General features: G+C 49.7%; 24 protein-coding genes and 1 tRNA gene. 21 read left to right on the top strand and 4 right to left on the bottom strand.

Features of this window, described 5'->3' with window-relative positions; all coding sequences use genetic code 11:
* The first annotated feature begins 18 nt into the window (after positions 1–18).
* From GQS10_RS00340 to GQS10_RS00260, 17 genes are all read left to right on the top strand, one after another.
* Positions 19–903 carry a helix-turn-helix domain-containing protein gene (locus GQS10_RS00340; RefSeq protein ID WP_166237848.1) on the top strand — a complete coding sequence of 295 codons (885 nt, stop codon included), beginning with the start codon at positions 19–21 and terminating at the stop codon, positions 901–903.
* A 70-nt stretch (positions 904–973) separates the two neighbouring features.
* Entirely contained in the window at positions 974–1,138 is a 165-nt protein-coding gene (locus GQS10_RS00335) for a DUF4175 domain-containing protein (protein WP_166238319.1), read from the top strand.
* Between the two features lie 115 nt (positions 1,139–1,253).
* The gene (locus tag GQS10_RS00330) at positions 1,254–1,745 is read left to right on the top strand and encodes a YajQ family cyclic di-GMP-binding protein (protein ID WP_166237846.1); all 492 of its coding nucleotides are present in this window, start codon (positions 1,254–1,256) and stop codon (positions 1,743–1,745) included.
* A gap of 94 nt (positions 1,746–1,839) precedes the next feature.
* Positions 1,840–3,168, top strand: coding sequence for a 30S ribosomal protein S12 methylthiotransferase RimO (gene rimO / locus GQS10_RS00325; RefSeq protein ID WP_166237844.1), 1,329 nt, complete (start codon positions 1,840–1,842; stop codon positions 3,166–3,168).
* A complete protein-coding gene (pgsA, locus tag GQS10_RS00320; RefSeq protein ID WP_166237830.1) occupies positions 3,165–3,752 on the top strand; it encodes a CDP-diacylglycerol--glycerol-3-phosphate 3-phosphatidyltransferase in 588 nt (195 codons plus the stop codon). The genes rimO and pgsA overlap by 4 nt, the downstream gene beginning before the upstream one ends.
* Before the next feature lie 11 nt (positions 3,753–3,763).
* Positions 3,764–5,008, top strand: coding sequence for a competence/damage-inducible protein A (locus tag GQS10_RS00315; RefSeq protein WP_166237828.1), 1,245 nt, complete (start codon positions 3,764–3,766; stop codon positions 5,006–5,008).
* Between the two features lie 279 nt (positions 5,009–5,287).
* Complete coding sequence (gene recA, locus GQS10_RS00310) at positions 5,288–6,337, top strand: recombinase RecA (RefSeq protein WP_166237826.1); 1,050 nt, start codon at positions 5,288–5,290, stop codon at positions 6,335–6,337.
* 10 nt (positions 6,338–6,347) lie between these two features.
* The gene (locus GQS10_RS00305; protein WP_166237824.1) at positions 6,348–7,031 is read left to right on the top strand and encodes a RecX family transcriptional regulator; all 684 of its coding nucleotides are present in this window, start codon (positions 6,348–6,350) and stop codon (positions 7,029–7,031) included.
* A 283-nt stretch (positions 7,032–7,314) separates the two neighbouring features.
* Complete coding sequence (rny, locus tag GQS10_RS00300) at positions 7,315–8,856, top strand: ribonuclease Y (protein ID WP_166237822.1); 1,542 nt, start codon at positions 7,315–7,317, stop codon at positions 8,854–8,856.
* Positions 8,857–8,932: 76 nt separating this feature from the next.
* Positions 8,933–9,727, top strand: a complete 795-nt coding sequence (locus tag GQS10_RS00295; RefSeq protein WP_166237820.1) for a TIGR00282 family metallophosphoesterase — start codon at positions 8,933–8,935, stop codon at positions 9,725–9,727.
* A 150-nt stretch (positions 9,728–9,877) separates the two neighbouring features.
* On the top strand, positions 9,878–10,138 hold the full coding sequence (locus tag GQS10_RS00290; RefSeq protein ID WP_006286829.1) for a stage V sporulation protein S: 261 nt from the start codon (positions 9,878–9,880) through the stop codon (positions 10,136–10,138).
* Positions 10,139–10,234: 96 nt separating this feature from the next.
* On the top strand, positions 10,235–11,185 hold the full coding sequence (locus GQS10_RS00285; RefSeq protein ID WP_166237819.1) for a dipeptidase: 951 nt from the start codon (positions 10,235–10,237) through the stop codon (positions 11,183–11,185).
* Between the two features lie 217 nt (positions 11,186–11,402).
* Positions 11,403–13,142: a 2-oxoacid:acceptor oxidoreductase subunit alpha gene (locus GQS10_RS00280; RefSeq protein WP_166237817.1), complete on the top strand. Its 1,740-nt coding sequence runs from the start codon at positions 11,403–11,405 to the stop codon at positions 13,140–13,142.
* Between the two features lie 2 nt (positions 13,143–13,144).
* On the top strand, positions 13,145–14,011 hold the full coding sequence (locus tag GQS10_RS00275) for a 2-oxoacid:ferredoxin oxidoreductase subunit beta (protein ID WP_166237815.1): 867 nt from the start codon (positions 13,145–13,147) through the stop codon (positions 14,009–14,011).
* A 114-nt stretch (positions 14,012–14,125) separates the two neighbouring features.
* Positions 14,126–14,695 carry a phosphate propanoyltransferase gene (locus tag GQS10_RS00270; protein WP_166237813.1) on the top strand — a complete coding sequence of 190 codons (570 nt, stop codon included), beginning with the start codon at positions 14,126–14,128 and terminating at the stop codon, positions 14,693–14,695.
* Positions 14,696–14,863: 168 nt separating this feature from the next.
* Positions 14,864–16,429: a tRNA (N6-isopentenyl adenosine(37)-C2)-methylthiotransferase MiaB gene (gene miaB / locus GQS10_RS00265; RefSeq protein WP_166237811.1), complete on the top strand. Its 1,566-nt coding sequence runs from the start codon at positions 14,864–14,866 to the stop codon at positions 16,427–16,429.
* Between the two features lie 13 nt (positions 16,430–16,442).
* The gene (locus GQS10_RS00260; RefSeq protein WP_166237809.1) at positions 16,443–16,919 is read left to right on the top strand and encodes a YlbF/YmcA family competence regulator; all 477 of its coding nucleotides are present in this window, start codon (positions 16,443–16,445) and stop codon (positions 16,917–16,919) included.
* An 80-nt stretch (positions 16,920–16,999) separates the two neighbouring features.
* Here GQS10_RS00260 and GQS10_RS00255 read toward each other — a convergent pair whose 3' ends face one another.
* Entirely contained in the window at positions 17,000–17,617 is a 618-nt protein-coding gene (locus GQS10_RS00255) for a DUF975 family protein (protein ID WP_341804976.1), read from the bottom strand.
* 159 nt (positions 17,618–17,776) lie between these two features.
* Between GQS10_RS00255 and GQS10_RS00250 the strand changes: the two genes are divergently transcribed.
* From GQS10_RS00250 to GQS10_RS00240, 3 genes are all read left to right on the top strand, one after another.
* On the top strand, positions 17,777–19,024 hold the full coding sequence (locus GQS10_RS00250; RefSeq protein WP_166237807.1) for an erythromycin esterase family protein: 1,248 nt from the start codon (positions 17,777–17,779) through the stop codon (positions 19,022–19,024).
* A 27-nt stretch (positions 19,025–19,051) separates the two neighbouring features.
* Complete coding sequence (locus GQS10_RS00245) at positions 19,052–19,561, top strand: ferritin (RefSeq protein WP_166237805.1); 510 nt, start codon at positions 19,052–19,054, stop codon at positions 19,559–19,561.
* A gap of 218 nt (positions 19,562–19,779) precedes the next feature.
* Positions 19,780–21,741 (top strand): methyl-accepting chemotaxis protein, encoded by a 1,962-nt coding sequence (locus GQS10_RS00240; RefSeq protein ID WP_166237803.1) that lies wholly within the window; start codon positions 19,780–19,782, stop codon positions 21,739–21,741.
* Here GQS10_RS00240 and gluQRS read toward each other — a convergent pair.
* Both gluQRS and GQS10_RS00230 read right to left on the bottom strand, forming a co-directional pair.
* Positions 21,736–22,716, bottom strand: coding sequence for a tRNA glutamyl-Q(34) synthetase GluQRS (gene gluQRS / locus GQS10_RS00235; RefSeq protein ID WP_166237801.1), 981 nt, complete (start codon positions 22,714–22,716; stop codon positions 21,736–21,738). The two genes, GQS10_RS00240 and gluQRS, sit on opposite strands and share 6 nt — an antisense overlap.
* Positions 22,717–22,817: 101 nt before the next feature.
* Positions 22,818–22,894, bottom strand: a tRNA-Asp gene (locus GQS10_RS00230).
* A gap of 179 nt (positions 22,895–23,073) precedes the next feature.
* Between GQS10_RS00230 and GQS10_RS00225 the strand changes: the two genes are divergently transcribed.
* The gene (locus tag GQS10_RS00225) at positions 23,074–23,775 is read left to right on the top strand and encodes a CAP domain-containing protein (protein WP_166237799.1); all 702 of its coding nucleotides are present in this window, start codon (positions 23,074–23,076) and stop codon (positions 23,773–23,775) included.
* Positions 23,776–23,927: 152 nt separating this feature from the next.
* On the opposite strand, the gene GQS10_RS00220 is transcribed toward GQS10_RS00225, so the two are convergent.
* A complete protein-coding gene (locus GQS10_RS00220; RefSeq protein WP_166237797.1) occupies positions 23,928–24,230 on the bottom strand; it encodes a metal-sulfur cluster assembly factor in 303 nt (100 codons plus the stop codon).
* Positions 24,231–24,247 lie beyond the last annotated feature (17 nt).

The raw sequence follows: 24,247 nt of genomic DNA, 5'->3' as shown, positions 1-24,247 counted from the left end.
ATTCTGGAGGTGAAAAGGTTGTCGGACTTAGGACAATTGCTTCGGAAAGCAAGGGAAGAAAAAGGATTAACGCTTGATGAGCTCCAGGAAGCGACGAAAATCCGAAAACGATACCTGGAAGCCATTGAAGAAGGACAATTAAGTGCATTGCCCGGCAGCTTTTATGTTCGGGCTTTTGTCAAAAGCTACGCGGAAGCGGTTGGCCTCGATCCAGACGAGGTGCTCGAAATGTATAAGGGTGAGATTCCTCAACCGGCTGTTGAGCAGCCAATTGAGCCTGTCACTCGCAGGAGGCCGCGGGGCATAGGAGCAGAACGGTTCAGCAAAGCGGCTTCAACAATGCTTATGGTGTGCTTCGCAATGCTGATTTTGGGCTCCATTTACTTTTACTTTTTAAAGACGCTTCCTCCAAGGGATCAATCCGTAGAAGAAACACGGGTTACGCCGAAGCTTGCTTCCGAGCTTCCGAAGGATGTTACAGGAGCCGTTTATCAAAATCAAGGTGAAACGCAGGTAGTTCCTGAGCAGCAGGCACCTGCAGCCCCTCAAGCTCAAGTGCCGGAGCAGCCGGCTAAGCAGGAAGCGGCGGTTGAATTTGTTGAAAACCAAAACAATGTCGATGTCTACGCCGTAAAAGCAGGAAGCATGAAAATCGAGCTTACGCTGGACGGCCGCGCATGCTGGGTAGGTTTAAATAAGCAGAACGATAAGGGAGATATGCTTTATCAAGGCTCCTTAAAGCAGGGTGACTCGATGTCGTGGGAATACTCCCACGATGTGTACATGGTCTTGGGCGCTGCCAATGCGGTGAAGCTAAATGTCAATGGCGTCGAAATCGATACGGGGGACCAACCGAATCCGAAGCGGATTCGACTCGTAATCTCCCAAGGCACGCAGCAATAATGTGAATAACTGGCGTTCGGCCGGGCAAGCTATGACAAGTTCAGCCATTACGATAGAAGCGAGGTGTCTTATGACCGTCAGCTGGATTGTTACTGGTTTGGGTGTCATCGTAAGCTTGCTCGGTTGGTATTTGACCCCTGACGAATGGGGGTACGGTATTTTTGGCTTCGGACTTGCCCATATCGTTCTCGGTATTTTGGACATGTTCAGACAGCCTGAGCGCAATCGAGCATAATTGAACAAGGGTGAAGGGGAAGGGCAGCCGTTTCAACGGGTGCCTTTCTTTGTGTGATTGGTTTTGGTATGATGAAAGTTAGGATTTGTTATTTTTTCGGGAAAGGGTGTACGTCTTGAGTTCGGAAAGCTCTTTTGATATTGTTTCGAAAATGGACATGCAGGAATTAACGAATGCCATTCAGCAGGCAGAGAAGGAAATTGAAAATCGTTTTGATTTTAAAGGAACGAAAACGAAGTTCGATCTAGAAAAGGACGCTTTAGTGATCCTTTCCGACGATGAGTTTAAGCTCAACGCCGTAATTGATGTGCTGCAATCCAAGATGATTAAACGCGGTGTGCCGATAAAGAATCTGGATTACGGTAAAATTGAGCCTGCTTCCGGAGGGACGGTGCGGCAGCGGGTTGGTTTAAAGCAGGGAATCGGCCAAGATATCTCCAAAAAAATCAACACGCTGATCCGCGATTCGAAGTTGAAAGTGAAGTCGCAAATTCAAGGCGATCAGATCCGGGTAACGGGAAAAAGCCGCGATGATCTTCAAGCAGTCATTCAGCTGCTGCGCGGGGCCGACCTTGATATTGATTTGCAATTTGTAAACTACAGATAATCAGGAAGAGACCTGGGGAAATCCGACAGGTCTCTTTTTTTGACACTGGAGAAACGTCTATATTATACTTTATGGGATAGGAGGCGCGGTGGAAATGACAGAGAAGATTAAATTCGTGACGTTAGGCTGCGAGAAAAACTTAGTTGATTCTGAAATCATGGCGGGTCTTGTTGCAGAACATGGCCTTCGTCTTGTAGAAGATAAAGAAGAAGCCACCGTAATCGTCGTTAATACGTGTGGCTTTATTGATGCCGCAAAGGAGGAGTCGGTCAACACGATTTTGAACCTTGCGGATCTGAAGGAAACCGGTAACCTGAAGGCGCTGATCGTTTCCGGCTGCCTAACCCAGCGCTACAAGGAACAGCTGCTGGAGGAGATGCCGGAAATCGACGGGATCGTCGGTACGGGCGATTTTCACCGAATCAATGAAATTGTCGACAAGGCGCTGGCCGGCAAAAAACCGATTTACGTTGGAAATCCGGTGTTCAACTATGAGCAGAAGCTGCCGCGTAAAGTAACGACGCCGAGATACACGGCCTACGTAAAAATTGCGGAAGGCTGCGATAACGCCTGCACCTTCTGCAGTATTCCGATCATGCGGGGCAAATTCCGCAGCCGTTCGATTGAATCGATCATTGGCGAAGTTGAGCAGCTTGCTTCTCAGGGTGTGAAGGAAATCAGCCTCATCGCCCAGGATTCAACGAACTACGGCACCGATCTGTACGACCGTTTCATGCTGCCTGAGCTGCTGCAGCGGGTTAGCGAAGTCGAGGGAATCGGTTGGGTGCGGCTGCATTATGCTTACCCCGGCTTTTTTACGGACGAGCTTATTGAGGTTATGGCAAGCAATCCGAAGATATGCAAGTATGTCGATATGCCGCTTCAGCACAGTGAAGACAGCATTCTAAAAAGAATGCGGCGTCCAGGCCGTCAGCGGGATACACGCGAGCTTGTATCGCGGATTCGCGAGCGGATTCCGAATGTGTTCCTGCGCACCTCGCTGATCGTTGGCTTTCCGGGAGAATCCGAAGGGGATTATGAACGGTTATCTTCGTTTGTGCAAGAGATGAAGTTCGACCGGATGGGCGTGTTTGCGTACTCGAAGGAAGAGGATACTCCCGCAGCTCGGCTTCCAGACCAGGTTGCGGATGAAGTAAAGGAATGGCGCGCCAATACATTAATGGAAATTCAGCGCGGTATTTCCTCTCAGGTTGGCGAACGTCTCGTTGGACAGGAGATTGATGTGCTGCTTGAGCGCTACGACGGGCGAAATGATATTTATATCGGCCGATCTCAATATGACGCGCCGGAAATCGACGGAGAAGTGTTTGTGAAGGGCAAGGATTTAAAGCTTGGCGATTTCTGCCGAGTCAAGGTTACCCATGCGTTCGAATACGACTTGTCTGGGGTGGCGGTCGGATGAACCTAGCGAATCGAATTACGCTGCTACGCATCTTTTTAGTGCCGGTTATGGTGTTTTTTTTGCTGGTCAAGCTGGATTTGCCCTCGATTAAACTCGAGGACTTTTCCATTACATACAATCAAATTATTGCTGCTTTTATTTTCATTGTTGCGGCAAGCACCGATGGTTTGGACGGCTACATTGCGCGCAAGAAGAAGATGGTCACCAATTTGGGGAAGCTGCTTGATCCGTTAGCTGACAAGCTGCTGGTCGCAGCGGTTTTGATTTCGCTTGTCGATATGCAAAAGCTGGATTCCTGGATCGCGATCGTCATTATCTCGCGAGAGTTTGCAGTAACAGGGCTGCGGCAGGTTGCGCTGCTCGAAGGCACTGTTATGGCTGCATCCACATGGGGGAAATGGAAAACCGGCATACAAATTACGATGATTGTTGCAATATTATTGAACAACTTCCCATTTGCATTCATCCATTTCCGTTTTGATCTTTTGGCCAGCTGGGCAGGGGCAATTATAACGATTTACTCTGGAATCGATTATTTTTGGAAAAATAAGAACGTACTGCATTTCCCTAAAAATAAAGCATAGCGGGTGGCTGTATGAAAGCAGAAATTATTGCAGTCGGGACAGAGCTGCTTCTCGGACAAATCGTAAACACGAATGCTCAGTACTTATCGCAGCAGCTGGCAGGTTTGGGAGTTCACGTTTATTTTCAAACCGTCGTCGGTGACAACGCTCTACGCTTGGAGGAGGCACTCCGCATTGCCAAGCAAAGGGCGGATCTGGTGCTGCTGACCGGAGGGCTTGGACCAACCCAGGACGATCTTACGAAGGATGCGGTTGCGGGGTTTACCGGGCGTAAGCTGGTCATTCATGAGGAATCGATGCGCAGAATCAGCTCCTTCTTCGAGGAACGCGGGATTCCGATGGTAGAGAGTAATGCCCGTCAGGCTTTGCTGCCCGAAGGGGCAGACGCTCTAATGAACGACACCGGCATGGCCGTCGGCGCGGCTTATGAACATGACGGCACGCTTTATATGATGCTTCCTGGACCTCCGCGCGAGCTGAAGCCAATGTTTGAGCAGTACAGCATTCCTTGGATTCGTAAAATGATGGGTGATGAGCAGCCGCTTTTCTCCAAGATGCTGAAGTTCGCGGGCATCGGCGAATCGTCCCTCGAGCATGCCTTGATTGATTTAATCGATTCGCAGCAGGACCCCTCCATTGCCCCTTATGCCAAAGAAGGGGAAGTGACGATCCGGCTGACGACCAAAGCCTCCTCAGTGGAGGAAGGTGCCGCAAAAATTGCGACAACGGAAGCGGAGATCCGGGCACGGGTCGGAGATTATCTGTATGCGACGGAAGATATTTCGATTGAGCAGGCAGTCATGGCGCTGCTGACTAAGCGCGGCGAGACGCTTGCCCTAGCCGAGAGCTGTACGGGCGGACTGCTGAGCGACATGATTACGACAATTCCCGGCTCCTCCGACATATTTGCTGGGGGCATCGTATGTTATACCAATCAAGTGAAGCGGGAATTGTTAGGCTTGCCGTCAGAGCTCTTAGAAGGCGAAGGTGCTCCTGGAGCGGTGAGCGAGGAGACGGCGCTTGCCTTGGCGACGGCGGTACGGCAGCGGTTCGGCACAACGTACGGCGTGTCGGTCACAGGCGTTGCTGGACCGGCGGAATCCGAAGGGAAGCCCGTCGGACTCGTGTTTGTCGGCGTGGCCGGCCCCGGGGGAGAGCCGCAGGTGTTTAAGCTCTCGCTGCGGGGGAACCGCAGTCTGATCAAGCTGCGCGCCGCCAAATCGGCGTTTTACCGCCTTTGGACGCTGTTAAAATAGTCTTGCCGCTGGAGCGGGGTTAAGCTATAATAAAGGCAATCATTGCGGAAGAACCGCAGCTCACGTTTTTGGTGTGCTGCGGTTTTTTGTTTGCCGTTCACAAAATAATCGAATGTATGTTCGATAAAAAGCTTGGCAAACCTATCGAAAGGCGGTATGATAGTAGAGAGAAAAGAAGCTGATAGCTTTACAGCTTTATCTAGTAAACACGCCTTCTAGGCTTGAATGTATGCAATGAATGATGGAATCATATCGAATAGGAAAAGGGAAGTGAATTCGTTGACGGATCGTCGCGCGGCATTGGAAATGGCATTACGTCAAATTGAAAAGCAATTTGGCAAAGGTTCGATTATGAAATTGGGCGAATCCACCCATATGCAGGTGGAAACAGTTCCGACGGGTGCGCTGGCACTTGATATCGCACTGGGAATTGGCGGTTTCCCACGCGGTCGGATTATTGAAATTTACGGGCCGGAATCCTCCGGTAAAACAACAGTGGCGCTTCACGCCATTGCGGAAGTGCAGAAAGCCGGCGGACAAGCTGCTTTTATTGACGCCGAGCATGCTCTTGATCCACTTTACGCGAGCAAGGTTGGCGTAAACATTGACGAGCTGCTGCTGTCGCAGCCGGATACAGGCGAACAGGCGCTTGAAATCGCCGAGGCGCTGGTACGAAGCAATGCGGTCGATATCATTGTTGTTGACTCCGTTGCGGCACTCGTGCCGAAAGCGGAAATCGAGGGTGAGATGGGAGATTCCCACGTCGGCCTTCAGGCACGTTTAATGTCGCAGGCGCTTCGTAAGCTGTCCGGAGCGATCAGCAAGTCGAAGACGATTGCTATCTTCATTAACCAGCTCCGTGAGAAGGTCGGGGTTATGTTCGGAAACCCGGAAACCACTCCGGGCGGACGTGCGTTAAAGTTCTACTCTTCTGTACGATTGGATGTTCGCCGTGTGGAATCGATTAAGAACGGTAACGATGTCGTAGGTAACCGTACCCGCATTAAGGTTGTAAAGAATAAGGTGGCGCCTCCGTTTAAACAAGCAGAGCTTGACATTATGTATGGGGAAGGCATTTCCCGCGAGGGCAGCATCATTGATATTGCTACTGAAATGGATATTGTGAACAAAAGCGGCGCTTGGTACTCTTACGAAGGCGAGCGTCTCGGTCAGGGCCGGGAGAACTCGAAGCAGTTCCTGAAGGACAACAAGCAAATTGCTGAAGTAATTGAAAGAAAGATCCGCGAAGCAAGCAACCTCGGAGGCCCGTTCCCGAAGACCGGGGCGGATGTTGACGAAGAAGAAGAAGAGCTTTCGCTCTTGGAGTAGTTGACAGCGAATGAAGGACGAGCCGATCCGGCGGATTTCTGCCGTCGAGCAGCAGCCGAAAAATCGAAGCCGATACAATATTTTTGTTGAAGGCTCCTATGCTTTTTCCGTGCATGAAGACGTGTTGGTGCGCTTTCGTCTCTTTAAGAACGAGCCGATTGATGAAGAGGGCATTCAGACGATTCTCGATGCGGAGGAGAAGCAAACGGCGTATGCGACGGCACTCCGGTTTCTCGGCCGAAAACCACGCTCGGCCAAAGAAGTGCGCGATAAGCTTGCCTCCAAGCAATTTACTTCCGAGGTTATTGATCACACCATGGACCGCCTTGTTGCGGACAAGTATGTGAACGACGAGCAATTTTCGGAGCTGTGGACCGAAAACCGCATTTATTATCAAAAGAAGGGCCGAAGGCTGATTCAGCAGGAACTGCTGCAGAAGGGTGTCGCCAAGACGCTTGTCCAGCATACTCTTGAAGAAATCAACCCAGAGGACGAATTTCGTGTGGCGCTGGAAGCCGGTGCGAAAAAATGGGCGAGAACCTATCAAACAAAGCTCGAACGGAAGCATAAAACAGCTTCTTTCTTAATGCGCAGAGGATTCACAGGAGCGTTAGTTCAAAGGGTGCTGCGTGAATTGGAGCAGCGATCGGATGTTGATGCCGAGCCGGAGAATGGATGGGAAGAAGAGGATTAGCTGATTACAAGAACCGTATCGCTCAGAGCCGCCAACGGATTTTTCCGAAGGCGGCTTTTTATTTGCCAAAATACCCAATGAAAAGCCGACAAAAGCAGTATAAGCTTGTCTTGACATTTTTCTAACGCAAAAGCTACAATATAACTTGTATATTTCTTTTTTTCGCCGTATTTTTTATTTTTTCTGGCGAAATCGCAAATATCAAAATGTGTGTTGAAATGGAAGAGACAATTACAAAAATCCCAAGCTTACCCCTTGGTGATGCAACGAGGAGGTGAATCAGATGCATCCTGTGATCTGGATTTTGATCGTTCTCGTTGTTGGTGCAGCATGCTTAGGGATTGGTTATTTTATTCGGAAGTCCTTTGCAGAAGCGAAAATTTCCAGTGCGGAAGAAGCGGCGCGTTTAATCCTTGAAAATGCTCAAAAGGATGGCGAGGCGCAAAAGAAGGAAGCGGTGCTGGAAGCGAAGGATGAGATCCACAAACTTCGTTCTGAAGCGGAGAAAGACATTCGCGAGCGTCGGAATGAAACGCAACGTTTGGAAAGACGGTTGTTGCAAAAAGAGGAATCGCTGGATAAAAAAATGGAGTCCCTCGAGCGCAAAGAAGAACAAATCACCAACAAAGAGAAGCGGATCGAAGAAACTCAAGCACAAATCGATTCGTTGTACAAGCAGCAGGTCAGCGAACTGGAACGGATCTCTGGTTTAACAACGGAAGAAGCAAGAAAGATTATTCTTAGCAACGTGGAGCAGGAGGTTCGTCACGAAACTTCCCAGCTTATTAAAGAAATTGAGCAGCAGGCGAAGGAAGAGGGCGACAAGAAAGCCAGAGAAATTATTACGATGGCGATTCAGCGTTGTGCTGCGGATCATGTCGCGGAAACAACGGTCTCTGTTGTAACCTTGCCGAATGAAGAAATGAAGGGTCGAATTATCGGCCGCGAAGGACGCAATATTCGCGCGCTTGAGACGTTGACCGGTATCGATCTTATTATTGACGATACGCCTGAAGCGGTTATTCTTTCTGGTTTTGATCCGATTCGAAGAGAAATCGCAAGAACATCGCTTGAGAAACTCGTCGCTGACGGACGTATTCATCCGGCTCGTATTGAAGAGATGGTTGAAAAATCCCGCCGTGAAGTGGACGAGCGTATTCGTGAATACGGGGAACAGGCTACATTCGAGGTTGGCGTACACGGACTGCATCCAGATCTGATCAAGATTTTGGGCCGGCTCAAGTTCCGGACAAGCTATGGTCAGAACGTGTTGAAGCACTCAATGGAAGTTGCTTACCTAACCGGACTTATGGCTGGGGAACTGGGCGAGGATGTCACGCTGGCAAAGCGTGCCGGCTTGCTTCATGACATCGGCAAAGCTCTTGACCATGAAGTGGAAGGCTCTCACGTAGAAATCGGCGTCGAATTGGCGAAGAAATACAAAGAGCATCCGGTCGTGATCAACTCTATTGCTTCCCACCATGGCGACTGTGAAGCGACTTCGGTCATCGCAATGCTCGTTGGGGCAGCGGATGCTTTATCTGCCGCACGTCCTGGCGCACGCCGTGAAACGCTGGAAACGTACATCAAGCGCCTTCAGCGCCTTGAGGAAATTTCCGAATCGTTTGACGGAGTCGAGAAGTCGTATGCGATCCAAGCTGGTCGTGAGGTTCGTGTCATGGTTCAGCCGGAAAAGATCGACGACACCGAAGCGTTCCGTCTCGCAAGAGACATTACCAAAACGATCGAAAACGAGCTCGATTATCCGGGACATATTAAGGTTACGGTTATTCGGGAAACTCGTGCAGTTGAATACGCGAAATAATTTCGCAAACCTGGAAAAAGTGGCCGATGCGCCACTTTTTCTTTCATCATCCGATAGTTTGGGAGGCAAAGCTTACGTGCTAGTACTTTTCATTGGTGACATCGTTGGAAACCCGGGCAGACGGGCGGTAAAAGAAGCGCTGCCAGCACTCAAGAGAAAGTATAACCCACAGATCATCATTGCCAATGCGGAAAATTCTGCCGGCGGCAAGGGGATTACCAAAGGAGTAGCGCACGAGCTGTTTGAGCTCGGCGTTCATGGACTAACGATGGGCAATCATACATGGGACCATAAGGAAGTGTTCGAGTTTATCGATGACGAGCCGAGAATGGTGCGTCCGGCCAATTTTCCCCCGGGTACGCCCGGTAAGGGGGCGGCAGTCATCAAGGCCGGAGACAAGGAGCTAGGCATCTTAAACTTGCAGGGAAGAACGTTTCTGCCACCCCTGGATTGCCCGTTTCGCAAAGCGGATGAGCAGCTAGCTTTACTCCGCAAAAAAACAAAATGTATATTAGTTGATCTTCATGCCGAGGCAACGTCGGAAAAAATAGCGATGGGATGGCATATCGACGGAAGAGCCTCCGCACTGGTGGGGACCCATACCCATGTACAAACGAACGATGACGTCATTTTGCCTAACGGTACAGCGTACATAACGGATGTCGGCATGGTAGGCCCTAGAGAAGGCGTATTGGGTATGGACAAGGAATCAGTGCTGAACAAGTTTAAAACCCAGCTTCCTGTCCGTTTTACCGTGGCCGAAGGCCAGTGGATGCTGCATGCCGTCGCGATCGATATGGACGAGGAAACGGGGAAGGCGCGCAGCATAACGAAAATACGCCAGTACGAAAATGACTTTGTAATGGATTAGGCCTGAATAAATGTAGGAAGTCGTTTTACCTCAAAAAAGTGCCGCGGAAGGCAATAGAGCTTGGTTCTAAGCAAAATAGTCATTTTTTTACGGATTCTGAATAATTATTAGTACCGGACGAAAGTAGCAGTCCCCGAGGAGGTACTGATAATGGAAGTATTAAAAGTTTCCGCTAAGTCCAACCCAAATTCCGTAGCAGGAGCGTTAGCCGGAGTACTGCGCGAGCGCGGAGCAGCAGAGCTGCAGGCGATCGGCGCCGGGGCGCTAAACCAAGCGATTAAGGCGGTAGCCATCGCAAGGGGCTTTGTCGCACCGAGCGGTGTAGACTTGATATGCATTCCTGCGTTTACAGATATTGTGATTGATGGGGAAGACCGAACGGCAATCAAGCTCATTGTAGAACCGCGGTAACGTAGACGTCAACAACATTTGAAACGTCTAAAACATGAAACCTCTGGATGCGATCCTACGCATTAGAGGTTTTCATTTTTTTGGGGGGGACGAAACATGCGTTGGATCGATTTGCATTGCGATGTGTTGAGTAAGCTAATGAACGAGCCTCGTCTTTCATTTGATCGGGAAGGGCAGCTGGACGTCACACTTCCAGGTTTGCGCAAGGGCGGTGTGAAGCTTCAGACCTTTGCCATATACATTTCTCAGGAACTCGGGGAGCCGAACTTTTCACATATTTTGAAGGAAGTGGATTTGTATCATTCTCATATCCTCTCCCACCCGCAAATGACTCCTATCGTTACACGAGAAGACTTGGAGCAGCTTTTTACATCGAATGCGAGAATCGGAGCCATGCTTACGCTGGAAGGAGCGGATGGACTCGACGCGGACTTAATGTGTCTCCGTACGCTGTACCGGCTTGGGGTACGGGCGGTTGGAATTACGTGGAACAGTGCGAATTGGGCGGCTGACGGCATTATGGAGCCGCGCGGGGGCGGATTTACGAGAAAAGGCCGGGAGCTGGTACGGGAATGCAATCGCCTAGGCATGGTGCTTGACGTTTCCCATTTGTCGGAGAACGGTTTTTGGGAGCTCCTGCAAATTTCCTCGAAGCCGATTATAGCCTCGCATTCCAATGCGTATTCGCTGTGTCCGCATCCGCGAAACTTGAAGGATGAACAGATTAAGGCAATCATTCGCACGGGCGGCCGAATGGGGATCACGTTTGTCCCTTGGTTTGTAAAAGCTAAGGGGAAGGTGCGGGCGGTCGACGTATTGGAACATATTGATCATGTCTGCTCTCTAGGGGGAGAAAAACAGATCGGAATCGGTTCGGATTGGGACGGCATTGATGTGTGGATTGAAGGCTTGGAAAGAAGTGAAAGCTTGGCTGAGTTTTATGAGCTTCTTCAGCAGCACTACAGCGAAGAGTTGGTGGAACGTATCGTTTGGCGCAATATGTACGAGTTTTTGTCCGACCAGCTTCCTATCGGGCAGCAGGGCTGAGAAAAAGCTTCGCACAAGCGTTTTCATAAAATAAAAGCGGAAAGCGAACAATAATTGAAAGAATCAATCTCAATATTGTATGAATTTCATCGAAAATAGCTATCACTAAAACAATAAGAAAGCACTTGCAATTTTAGGGCGAGCGTCATAAACTTTATTTGACTCGTGAAAAGATATTTTTATTGGCGCTTCACACATATCAAAGGAGATGGGCGTTTTGATTAGTCAATTGTCTTGGAAAATCGGTGGACAGCAAGGTGAGGGCGTAGAAAGTACTGACCGCATTTTCTCGACCGCATTAAACCGACTGGGCTACTACTTGTACGGCTACAGACATTTCTCTTCCCGGATTAAAGGCGGACACACAAATAATAAAATCCGGATCAGTACGAAGCCGATTCGTGCAATATCCGATGATCTTGATATTCTGGTTGCGTTCGACCAAGAGACCATTGACTTGAACGCACATGAGCTTCGTAACGGCGGTGTTGTTGTTGCCGATGCGAAATTCAATCCTACACTTCCAGAAGGAATTGCGGATGTAAGACTGTTCCCGGTTCCAATTACACAAATTGCAGAGGATCTCGGCACCTCGCTATTCAAAAACATGGCGGCTTCCGGCGCATCTTGGGCGCTTCTCGGATTGCCGCTCGAAATATTCGAAAAAGCGGTTGAAGAAGAGTTTGGCCGCAAAGGCGCAGCGATCGTGGAGAAGAACGTAGAGGCTGTTCGCCGCGGCGCGCAATCGATTCTGGATCAAGCGGGCGGACCGCTGAAAGAATTCGAGCTTGAGCCTTCCGACGGTCAAGCAAAATTGTTCATGATCGGCAACGAAGCGATCGGTCTTGGCGCAGTAGCAGGCGGATGCCGCTTTATGCCGGCATACCCGATCACTCCGGCTTCCGAAGTCATGGAGTACTTAATTAAGAAGCTTCCGAAGCTTGGCGGAACGGTAATTCAGACGGAGGACGAAATCTCCGCTGTGACCATGGCGATCGGTGCGAACTACGGCGGCGTTCGTTCCTTGACGGCATCTGCTGGTCCTGGCTTGTCGCTTATGATGGAAGGCATCGGCCTTGCCGGTATGACGGAAACTCCGGTTGTTATCGTGAACACGATGCGCGGTGGTCCATCCACAGGCTTGCCAACAAAGCAGGAGCAATCCGACGTGAACGCGATGATTTACGGTACGCACGGTGAAATTCCGAAGATCGTTATCGCGCCGAGCACAGTGGAAGAGTGCTTCTACGACACGATTGAGTCGTTTAACTTGGCAGAAGAGTATCAGTGCCCGGTTATCTTGATCACCGACCTCCAGCTTTCCCTTGGTAAGCAAACGGCGGAAGGCATCGACTTCAAGAACGTGGAAATCCGCCGAGGCAAGCTGGCTACAGAAGAGCTTCCAGCTCTTGAAGACAATAAGCTGTTCAAGCGTTACGAATTTACGGAAGACGGCATTTCCCCGCGTGTCGTTCCTGGCATGAAGTATGGTATTCACCATGTAACAGGCGTTGAGCATGATCAGGAAGGACGCCCATCGGAAAGCCCGATCAACCGTAAGAAGATGATGGATAAGCGGATGGGTAAGATGAGCAAGCTGCGTATTCAAAACCCAATTCACTACAAGACGAATCATGAAAACCCGGATATTATCATCGTTGGCATGAGCTCTACCGGCGGTACGATTGATGAAGCACGTGAACGTATGGAAGCGGAAGGCATCAAAACCGCTCACATGACGGTTCGCCAAATCCACCCGTTCCCAACAGAAGAGGTTGCAGAACGCGTGAAGCAAGCCAAGACGGTTGTTGTAATGGAAAACAACGCAACAGGCCAGCTGGCTGACCAAATTAAGCTCCATGTCGGGAATGGCGAAAAAATTAAAAACTTACTCAAATACGACGGCACACCGTTCATCCCGTCCGAAGTTCATAAAGCTTGCAAGGAGCTGATTTAATCATGGCAACTTTTAAAGAGTTTCGTAATAATATTAAACCTAACTGGTGTCCGGGCTGCGGAGACTTCTCCGTACAAGCGGCAATTCAGCGCGCAGCGGCTAACGTAGGCCTTGAGCCAGAAAATCTTGCAGTGGTTTCCGGTATCGGCTGCTCCGGCCGGATTTCCGGATATATTAACGCATACGGCCTGCACGGCATTCACGGCCGCGCACTGCCAATCGCACAAGGCCTGAAGATGGCTAACCGTGAGCTGACTGTTATTGCTGCAGGCGGCGACGGTGACGGCTTTGCGATTGGTATGGGCCACACGGTCCATGCGATCCGCCGTAACATGAACGTAACTTATATCATCATGGATAACCAAATTTACGGTCTGACGAAGGGTCAAACGTCTCCGCGCAGTGCGGAAGGCTTCAAGACGAAGAGTACGCCAGAAGGTTCCATTGAGACGACTCTTAGCCCTCTTGAAATCGCATTGGCAGCCGGTGCAACGTTTGTTGCTCAATCGTTCTCGAGTAACCTGAAGCAGCTTACTTCCTTGATCGAAGAAGGCATGAAGCATGAAGGCTTCTCCGTAATTAACGTATTCAGCCCATGCGTAACCTTCAACAAAATCAATACGTATGATTGGTTCAAAGAAAACATTGTTGATCTGGAAGAGACTCCAGACTACGATAACTCGAACCGGATCGGCGCTATGACGAAGTTGATGGAAACAAACGGTATGCTGACAGGCCTTATTTATCAAGATAAAACCAAAAAGAGCTACGAAAATCTCGTTGTTGGCTTTAAGGAAGAAGCGCTTGCGAAGCAGGATCTTACCCTTTCGCAGGAGTATTTTGACAAATTGGTTGCAGAATTCCGATAAGTTTCGCACAATTAGGCATGCGGGCCGACTCACCCGTATGCCTTTTTGCGTTACATGTTATACTAAGTAGGAAACCATACATAAACATTGTTCAGATAGAGAGGCGGAACCCATATGAAGCAAGTACCTGTTGGTGTATCAGCACGTCACATTCATTTATCCCCGGAGCACATTGAAATTTTGTTCGGCGCCGGTTATCAACTTAAAGAGTTCAAACCGCTGTCGCAGCCCGGCCAATTCGCGGCAGAAGAGCAGGTAGCGGTTGTCGGACCGAAGGGACGTTTTGATAAAGTCCGCATTTTAGGACCGGCAAGAGGAGCAACGCAGCTGGAAATTTCGCGCACCGATTCCTTTACGCTTGGCATTCCGGCGCCGGTTCGGCAGTCTGGCAAAATTGACGGCACGCCGGGAATCACGATTGTCGGCCCGAAAGGCGAGGTGACCGTAGATAAAGGCGTAATCGTTGCAGCGCGCCACATCCATTTCCATACGAGCGATGCCGAACGTATGGGAGTTGCGGATCAGCAGGAGCTGCGCGTAAGAGTAGGCGGAGAACGCGGTGTCGTGTTTGAACACGTGATAGCCAGAGTTTCCGATCAATTCGCGCTGGATATGCATATCGATACCGACGAAGCAAATGCGGCCGGAGTGAAGAACGGCGATCTGGCGGAAATTATCGATTGACGAACCGATCCTTTTTCCGTAATCTGATGAAGTAAACAATGTCTCGCGCCTTTTTGGCGGGAGGCTTTTTGTTTGGTTAAAAAAATGCTATAATGTCAAAATGCAAACCGCTAGATATTTTGCGATTTTATAGATCGTAAATCGGCATGATAGAGAGGAAGTGAACAGATGTCGAAAGAAACGAAGGATTACTCGAAATATTTTAACGGTTCCTATAAGATTCTCTCTGAGGATGAGAACGCGAAGAAAATTAGAATACCGGGCCGCGATGTGCAAATCATCTCGGAGCCTTCCTATAAACAAGAAAAGCAGCGCGGCAAGGAAGAGACGCAAATTATTTATGAGCAGGCGATTCCTGAGGAAATGAAGGACTTCGGCCGCATAGGCGGTCAGAAGTATTATCATATTCAAACCTACGGCTGCCAGATGAACGAGCATGATACGGAAACGATGGCGGGTATGTTCGAAGAAATGGGTTTTATCCGCGTCGAGGATCGAACAAAGGCGGATGTTATCTTATTTAATACCTGCGCAATCCGCGAAAATGCAGAGGACAAAGTATTCGGCGAGCTTGGCCATATGAAGACGCTCAAGCTGGAAAAGCCGGATTTGATTCTTGGCGTATGCGGCTGTATGTCGCAGGAAGAATCGGTGGTCAACCGGATTTTGCAGAAGCACGCGCATGTCGATATTATTTTTGGAACACATAATATTCACCGTCTTCCGAATTTGCTGAAGGAAGCTTATTATAGCAAGGAAATGGTCGTTGAGGTGTGGTCCAAGGAAGGGGATATTATTGAGAACCTTCCTAAGAAGCGTGAAGGCATGAAGGCATGGGTAAACATCATGTATGGCTGCGACAAGTTCTGTACGTACTGTATTGTCCCGTATACACGCGGCAAGGAGCGCAGCAGACTTCCGCAGGACGTCATCGCAGAGGTACGGGAGCTGGCGCGTCAAGGTTATATGGAGCTTACGCTACTGGGTCAGAACGTGAATGCGTACGGCAAGGACTTGGAAGACATGGACTATGGCTTCGGTGATTTGCTGGACGAGATCCGCAGCATCGGAATCCCGCGCGTACGGTTCACGACTTCGCATCCACGCGACTTCGATGACCGATTGATTGAGGTTCTTGCGAAACGAGGCAACCTCGTAGAGCATATCCATCTTCCGGTGCAGTCCGGAAATACGGAAATTTTGAAGCGGATGAGCCGGAAGTACAGCCGCGAGCATTATCTTGAGCTGGTCCGTAAGATTAAAGCGGCGATTCCGGATGTCGTTCTGACCACGGATATTATTGTAGGCTTCCCTGGGGAAACGGAAGAACAGTTCCAAGACACGCTGTCGCTGGTCGAGGAAGTGAAATACGACTTTGCCTTCTCGTTCATTTATTCTCCACGTGCCGGTACGCCGGCGGCGGAAATGGAGGATAACGTACCGATGGCAGTCAAGAAAGAACGTCTTCAGCGTCTAAACGATTTGCTCAATCGATACAGCAAGGAAGGCAATGAAGCACTTCGAGGAGAAATTGTCGAAGTGTTGGTTGAAGGCGAGAGCAAAAACAACCCGGATGTACTCGCCGGCCGCACACGGACGAACAAGCTGATTCATTTTACGGGAGATAAGGCGCTAACAGGACAGCTTGTATATGTCCGCGTCTTGGAACCGCAAACTTGGGTACTCAAAGGTGAACTGGTGGAAACACCGATGAAAACCGTGGCACACGGTTAAGGAGTGATAGAGGATGGCAGCACATAACCACGAGCACGATCATGATCATGAGCACGGAGAAGGATGCGGAATTGAAAAGTTCCACATCCGCGATTTGCGGGTACGTGAAGATATTTTGGCCAAAGCAGAGGATCTCGCAGGGCTTATTATGACGTCGGACGAGGTCCGTACGTTTCAGGAAGCAGAACGCAAAATCAGCGGCCACAAAGAAATTCAAGACATCATTTCCTCCATCAAGCGGAAGCAGAAGGAAATTGTCGCGTTCCAATCGTTTCAGAATGAGAAGATGGTGCAGAAGATCGAACAGGAAATTGAAGAGCTGCAGGACAAGCTTGATCAGTATCCAATCGTAACCGAATTCCGTCAAACTCAGGAAGACTTGAACTACTTGCTGCAATTGATTATCAACATTGTGAAGGATACAGTTTCGGATCAGATCAATGTGGAATCCGGTACAGCAGTTTCGAGCGGCGGAAGCTGCAGCGAATAATAACGGGAAATGAAAAAGAAACAGCGGCATTCAGATGATGAATCCGCTGTTTCTTTGTTTTTTCGGGCCATGATTGGAGGTTACATTTTCGGGCCGGCATGAGATTTGCTGAGCTGGTCGTAAAAGTTAGCGTTGGCCGTTAATACATAGGGCAGTAGGAAAATAAATCCAATACCAAATGTAACAATGCTCAGCAGCGCCCAGCCGATAAAGCTAAGCTGCAGAAGAAAGTACCTCCATTTGTATCCGTCCATCAGCTCGCTGCTTTGACGGATCGCATCCATTACCTTCATATTCGGATTGTCGTTTAAAATGTAAAAGGCTTGGGAGTAGCGGAACGAAGCGATGATTCCCGGAATAACCAACAGCAAAGTCCATAAAAACGTGAACAAGGAGATCAGTAAATATAGTCCGAGCGATTTTCCAAAGTTTTGAAAGCCCTCAAACAGCTGTGAAATTTGAGGGACACCTCCACGCGGGAATTGGATAAAAAATAAGTATATGCCTAGAGTGAACGCTCCGCTGATAAGAAGTTGGACAATATAGCCGACCTGCGGTATATAGCTTAACACGGTAAATATTCCGATATAGATCAAGCCAACCGCAATACTAATGCCCCAGTTCCCTTTCAGCTGCTCCCTTGCGAGTGCCCGTAGTTCATGGTTGGATGCCACCATTTCATTCCTTTGGTTCTCCACCTTTTTCATCCCTCCAAATGATTCGATGTAACATCCTATTCAGGAACCCGCGATTCTTTCTTATCTTTTTACGAAAAAAGGCTCGTTTGGTACAGAATATTCGCAGCGTCAGGGGACATACTTCCTACTGAGACTTGGCCTGGAAGGGGTTAATTGCGGATGAGTGACTCATTGCAAGCCTTTACTGATATGAACCAATTGGACGCACTGATCAACGAGGCCGCCCAATCCAAAATTGTAATGCTGGGTGAGGCATCGCATGGTACGTCGGAGTTTTACACGATTCGTGCGGAAATTACGAAGCAATTAATCGAAAAGCATGGCTTCTCCTTCATCGCAGTTGAAGGGGATTGGCCTTCCTGTTATGAAATGAATCGTTATGTAAAGCAGAAGCCGCAAACCTCCGCTGAGGATGCTTTGGTTGCAGCGTTTGGAAGATGGCCGGAGTGGATGTGGGCGAACCGGGAGACTGCTGAGCTTATTCGGTGGCTGTCCAATTACAATCAAGAGCAGCTGAAGAAAGGGCAGGAGCGTACCTGCGGTTTTTATGGAATGGATGTGTATTCCCTGTGGGAGTCTCTTGACGAGATCATGAGCTATTTGGAGCGCACAGGAGCGTCCCCAGAAGAAATACAGGCGGCTAAGCGGGCATATCACTGCTTTGAGCCTTACCATAAGGAATCGCAAATGTATGGAGTTTCGGCAGCGTTTTTATCCGCCACCTGTGAAGACGAGGTTGTAGAGCTGCTGACCTCCATGAGACAAAAATACAGTAAGGCGGATTTGCAAAACGAAGAGCAGCTCAGTCAGGAGCTGAATGCTCTTGTGGCGGTGAATGCTGAACGCTATTACCGTTCGATGGTGCGCAGCGACGCCGAATCGTGGAATATTAGAGACATGCATATGACGGAGGTGCTGTTCCGTCTGCTTGATTTCCATGGTCCGGATGCCAAGGCGGTCATTTGGGAGCACAACACCCATATTGGGGATGCCAGAGCAACGGATATGGCTGGGGAAGGCATGGTCAATGTCGGCCAGCTAGTGAGAGAACGTGAAGCCTCATCATTTGCCATCGGTTTTTCTACCTACAAAGGATCGGTAATCGCCGGTACGGAGTGGGGAGCGGAGCCGGAGGTGATGAAGGTTCCGGAAGCGCAGCTGCAAAGCTGGGAGCAATATTTCCATAAAGAAGGAAATGGTGAGAATGTCTGGATTCGATTCGACAACAAAACAGGCAAATTTTATGAAAAAAAAGGACATCGTGCGGTTGGTGTCGTATATCACCCTAAATATGAATGGGGAAATTACGTACCGACGGTAATGGCTGAGCGTTACGACGCCCTCATTCATGTGGAAGAAACAACCGCTTTACGACCGCTTGTGAGGGAAGCGTTAGGAGAGCGGTAAAGCAAATTAGAGGAGAGGGGATTATCAATGCTTAGTGCGAAACTGCTGGAAAAGCTGAATGACCAAATGAATTACGAGTTTGCTTCCGCAAATGTGTACATGGCGATGGCCGCTTATTGCTCGGCGGAAAGCTTGGACGGATTTGCAAACTTCTTTATTGTGCAGGCGGAAGAGGAACGCTTCCATGCGATGAAAATTTACCATTTCATCAATGCGCGGGGCGAACGTGCCTTAATCCAAGGAATGGAGACGCCGAATAATAGCTTTGAATCGGTGCTTCAGGCATTCCAGGAAGGCTATGAACACGAGCTTAAAGTAACGAAGCGCTTCTATGAATTGTCCGACCTTGCGATCGACGAGCGAGAGCATGCGACTATCCACTTTTTAAAATGGTTTATCGATGAGCAGGTGGAAGAAGAATCGTTGTTTGACAGCATCATTCAAAAGCTGAAGCGGATCGATAAGGACAGCAACGCCTTCTTTATGATGGATACGGAATTTGCTTCCCGCTCTTTTACTCCGCCAGCTGGAGAGTAATATGTAAGACTAAAATACTACCCATGGATGAATTCCAGGGTAGTATTTTTTGACTAAAAATTAGTCTTTTTTAGTAGCAATACATAATTTTCCGTGTTATTATAGGCTCCTAGACTAGTGATAACCATTATCATCAGGGCTAAATACATAGGACAAATGGAGTGGTCAGAGTGCAATCAGCTTCACGGAAATTGGGATCGTCTTTATCGGCTAAATTTATGCTGAGCACGGGACTTGTTATGCTTGTCGTCATGCTCGGGCTGCTATCTCTTCAATGGAACACCATTGCTCGAGATGTGGAGGCACAGCTTATGGATAAAGGCAGCGGATTAGCCAAGTCTATGTCCCAGTCGCTGCAAGCGGTTACCGAGCAGGATATACGAAACGGGGTTATGCTCTCCGATGGTACATATGTAAAGGGAGAAGAGTTGAAGCGGCAAATTTTTAACGACGAGCTTACTCTTATTCCTGAAAGTGAACAGGCGGCAAAACATCGGCTTCAAGCAAACGCAGCGGAGATGTCCGCAGAACAAGCTTTATTTAACGGAAGTACGGCGCCGCTTTGGCAGTACGAGTTGAAATATACAAGCGCCTATGATCGATATACGGATGAGCGCTGGCAATCGCTGATTGACGGATTTTTAGCGGACCCGACGATTCAATTTGCCATCCCGATTGCTTATTCGGATAATCCTGCAGCGATTGGATATGTGTCCACGCATAACCGCAGCTACTCTCCGGAAGGGCCGGCTTCGGCGGACACCTGGGGGAATACGGGCTTGGTAAGCCAAAAATACCGCGCGAACCGGGTGTTTAATGATCCCGTCGGTTACGCCGCAGCTGCCTACAATGACCAAAGTCAGGTGCTGCTGCAAAAATATGAGCGTGTGATGGAAGGAGCTTCTTCGGAGGTTTGGGACATTTCGTACCCGCTCTATATTGACGGCCAGCATTGGGGCGGCGTACGGATTGCCTTTTCCAAGAAAGATTCGGATGCATTGATTGCCAAGCAAAGAACGATGCTGCTTGTACAGTTTGGTGTCCTATTCCTTGTTATCATCGCAATTATTTTCATTCTCAATCGTGTGGTGGTCGGACGCAAGCTGGCGCTTGTGCTTCGGGCGGCGCGTAATTTAAATTCCGGAGAGGCCGATCTGACGTACCGTATACCGGTTAAGGGCAGTGATGAGCTTTCGATGCTTTCCATTGAAATTAATCAATTTTTGGACCGTCTTCAGGGGTTGATCCGCGGGATCCGTCAGTCGGCATTGGAAACCGCTTCTTCGGTTGAAGTACTCCGAATCACCGCCGAGCAGTCCAGTCGTCTTACGGACGAAATGTACATGTCGATTCAGCAGGTCGCGGAAGGAACGGAAAAGCAAAACCAAGCAACAAGAGAAAGTGCGGGGGTCATGGAGGAAATGGCGGTTGGCATCCAGCGTATTGCCGAAGCGGGAGCCGCCGTAAGCGAATCTGCAGGGACACTGCTGCAGCATGCCGAAGCGGGCAACAAATATGTTGACCGAACGGTTGAAGGAATGAACCTTCTTGGCGAGGCAACCGGTAAGCTGTATGGTTCTGTGCACACGTTAAACAGCCAAGCACAGGAAATTGGGGAAATCGCCCGGTTAATTACGGAAATTTCGAATCAGACCAATCTGCTCGCTTTGAATGCAGCAATTGAATCGGCAAGGGCGGGAGAGCACGGACGAGGCTTTGCCGTCGTAGCCGCTGAGGTTCGGAAGCTTGCGGAGCAAACGCAAACGTCGGCAAAATCCATTACGGAGCGGATTACGGCGATTCAGCATACTTCATCGGCGGTGTTTCAAGCCATTTCGGCGGGAACGGAAAACGTGAACAAAAACCTGGAGGCGGTTAAGGAGTCCGGCGCGCTCTTCCACAGCATTTATGAATCGGTGAAGCACGTAACGGAGCAAATCCAAGATATATCCGCTGCCTCGCAAGAAATGTCGGCCGGTTCGGAGGAGGTCACTGCGTCCTTGGAGAATATGGCGGTCGTTGCAAACGATTCGGCCGGCTTTACGGCGAGCTTGGCAGAGGCGTCTTCCCATCAGGTTGCTCGTATAAAGCAAACCACGGAGCTGGCCGAGGATATGGAAAAGGCCGCCCTCTCTTTAAAGCAGGCGACCGAAACATTTATTTTAGAGCGTGAATCATGATGTAAGTGAAACTCCGTTGGCTAAAGCGTGAAGATGCTCAGCCGAAGTGATAAAGGGCTCCTTCGTAAGCTTGTCGAAGCAAAAGCCAGGGACTAACTCCGCAGCTGAGACCGGCTCGGGCCGGTCCAGCAGGCCGCATGTCCAAGCTAGATAACCGATCAGCTGTTCGGCTGAGCTGCCGCCGTCCCGAATCGAGCGGACAGCAACGGAACCGTGCCGCTTCGAAAGGCGGCTTCCGTCCGGGCCATAAAGCAGCGGGACGTGCGCGAACTGCGGGGCTTCATGCCCTAACGCTTCATATAAATGCAATTGCCTTGGAGTCGAATCGAGCAGATCGGCTCCTCTTGTGATGTGCGTAATGTTCATGGCGGCATCGTCAATAACGACCGCGATCTGGTAGCCTATGATTCCGTCTGCGCGTTTTACGATAAAATCACCACCGAATTGTGCGGAGTAATGCATGTCGCCGTGCACAAGGTCGTGAAAAAGGCAATCGTGGTTCGGCAGCACGAAGCGGGCAGAGGGTGTTTTTATTGCTGCCCGTTCACGCTGTTCCTCGGCGGTTAGCGTCCTGCACCAGCCGGGATATATCGGCCCCTCGGAGGCAATGCCATGCGGGGCGCTTGCGACCGACATGAGGTCGGCCCGGCTGCAGTAGCAGGGGTATAACCTGCCGTTCTGCCTCAGCTGCTCCAGCGCGTGCTCGTAAAGCTCGGTACGTTCGCTCTGGTCATAGGGGGCGTGAGGGCCGCCGGCACCATCCGGTCCCTCGTCCCAATCGAGGCCAAGCCAGCGCAGATCCTCGATTATTTGCTCTGCCATGCCCGGCTTTGTGCGAGGGCGGTCGAGATCTTCCATTCGCAGCACAAAGGTACCGCCTAAACGGCGGATTTGCAGCCAAGCAAGCAGGGCGGTGCGTGCATTTCCAATATGGAGCTGGCCGGAGGGAGTGGGTGCAAACCTGCCGCGTACCATTGATTTCATCTCCTCATGGGGTTGTTTGTAGATTGGATGTGAAAAATGAATGCAAAAACGAGCAGTCCAGAAGGGCTGCTCGTACAATGTCCTTATGTAAATGGCGGAGCTGACGGGATTCGAACCCGCGGTCTCCTGCGTGACAGGCAGGCATGTTAGGCCTCTACACCACAGCTCCATATCGTTTTTCGGACAAGTAGTATCATAACATGGAGCAAGCACTTGTGCAACAACTATTTTATCACACATTTTCCATGTTAAATATTATGGGTATCGTTTCAGAATCGAATCCGTTATGATGGAGCCCAGGTCGCTAAGAAGCGTCCAAACCAAAATGTAATGGAGGAGATTTCGTCAATGAAACATTGGAAACAAGCATTTGCCGCTTGCGTGATGGTTGCCGCAATCTCTATGCTGCCTCAAGCAGCTTCCGCGAACGCTCAACCGACACACATCGTGAAAGCAGGCGACAGCATCTGGTCTATCGCCGTTCAATATAAAGTATCCTTTTCAAAGCTGCTGCAGGCCAACCCGAAGCTGCTAAACCCTAATCTGATTTACCCGGGACAAAGTGTAACGATTCCTGCTGCAGCCAGCCAACCGGTGAGCCCAGCTCCGGCAGCACCGCAGCCTGCTCCAACGGGTGCTCCAGCCACGGCTGCTGCTGACTCGATAGAAGCTTGGGAGAAGCAGGTTTCCGATCTGGTGAACCAGGAGCGTGCGAAGGCAGGATTAAACCCATTAACTTTGGATGTTAAGTTGAGTGGAGTAGCCCGTGCGAAATCGGCGGATATGATGAACAATAAATACTTCTCCCATCAATCGCCGACCTATGGCTCTCCTTTTGAGATGATGAAGTCGTTCGGAATTACGTATCGTGCGGCAGGGGAAAACATTGCTGCAGGTCAAACGTCTCCGCAGGCGGTTGTGACGGCATGGATGAATTCTCCGGGCCACCGCGCCAATATCTTGAGCGACAAGTTTACGTCGATCGGGGTTGGACTTACGAAAGGCGGTTCCTACCGCTATTATTGGACACAAATGTTCATTGGAAAATAACATTCCCCAAATCGAAAAAGACGATGCGCTGGATAACGGCGATCGTCTTTTTTTTCTTCCATACGGCTTTTCAATTTCCTGGGAAACCGCATAATTCGCCTTCCGCAGCGCATTTTTGTAGAATGGGCGCAGTTTTTGTCCAAGGCTCCTCGTTACCACTGCAGCCGCTTCTTTGCAGCCGGGGTCATCCGTTCCGGCGTCCATGCAGGCCGCCAGACCACTTCGACCTGCACCGATTGAATTCCTTCCTGAAGCTTTAACAGCTGTTCTACACCGCCAGAGATTGTATCGTGGAGCGGGCAGCCCGGCGTAGTTAACGTCATCGTAACATTGATATCCGTTTCGTTTACTTCGATGCCGTATAGTAAGCCGAGATCGACAATATTGATGCCTAGCTCCGGGTCGATGACCTGCTTAAGCAGCTCCTGAATTTGCTCTACCGTCCATGTTTTCATTGTAATCTACTCCTTCC

The sequence above is a fragment of the Paenibacillus turpanensis genome (assembly GCF_011421635.1).
Lineage (GTDB): Bacteria > Bacillota > Bacilli > Paenibacillales > YIM-B00363 > Paenibacillus_AK > Paenibacillus_AK turpanensis.
The sequence above is the reverse complement of the archived record's forward strand: the minus strand, read 5'-3'. Positions and strand labels throughout refer to the sequence as shown.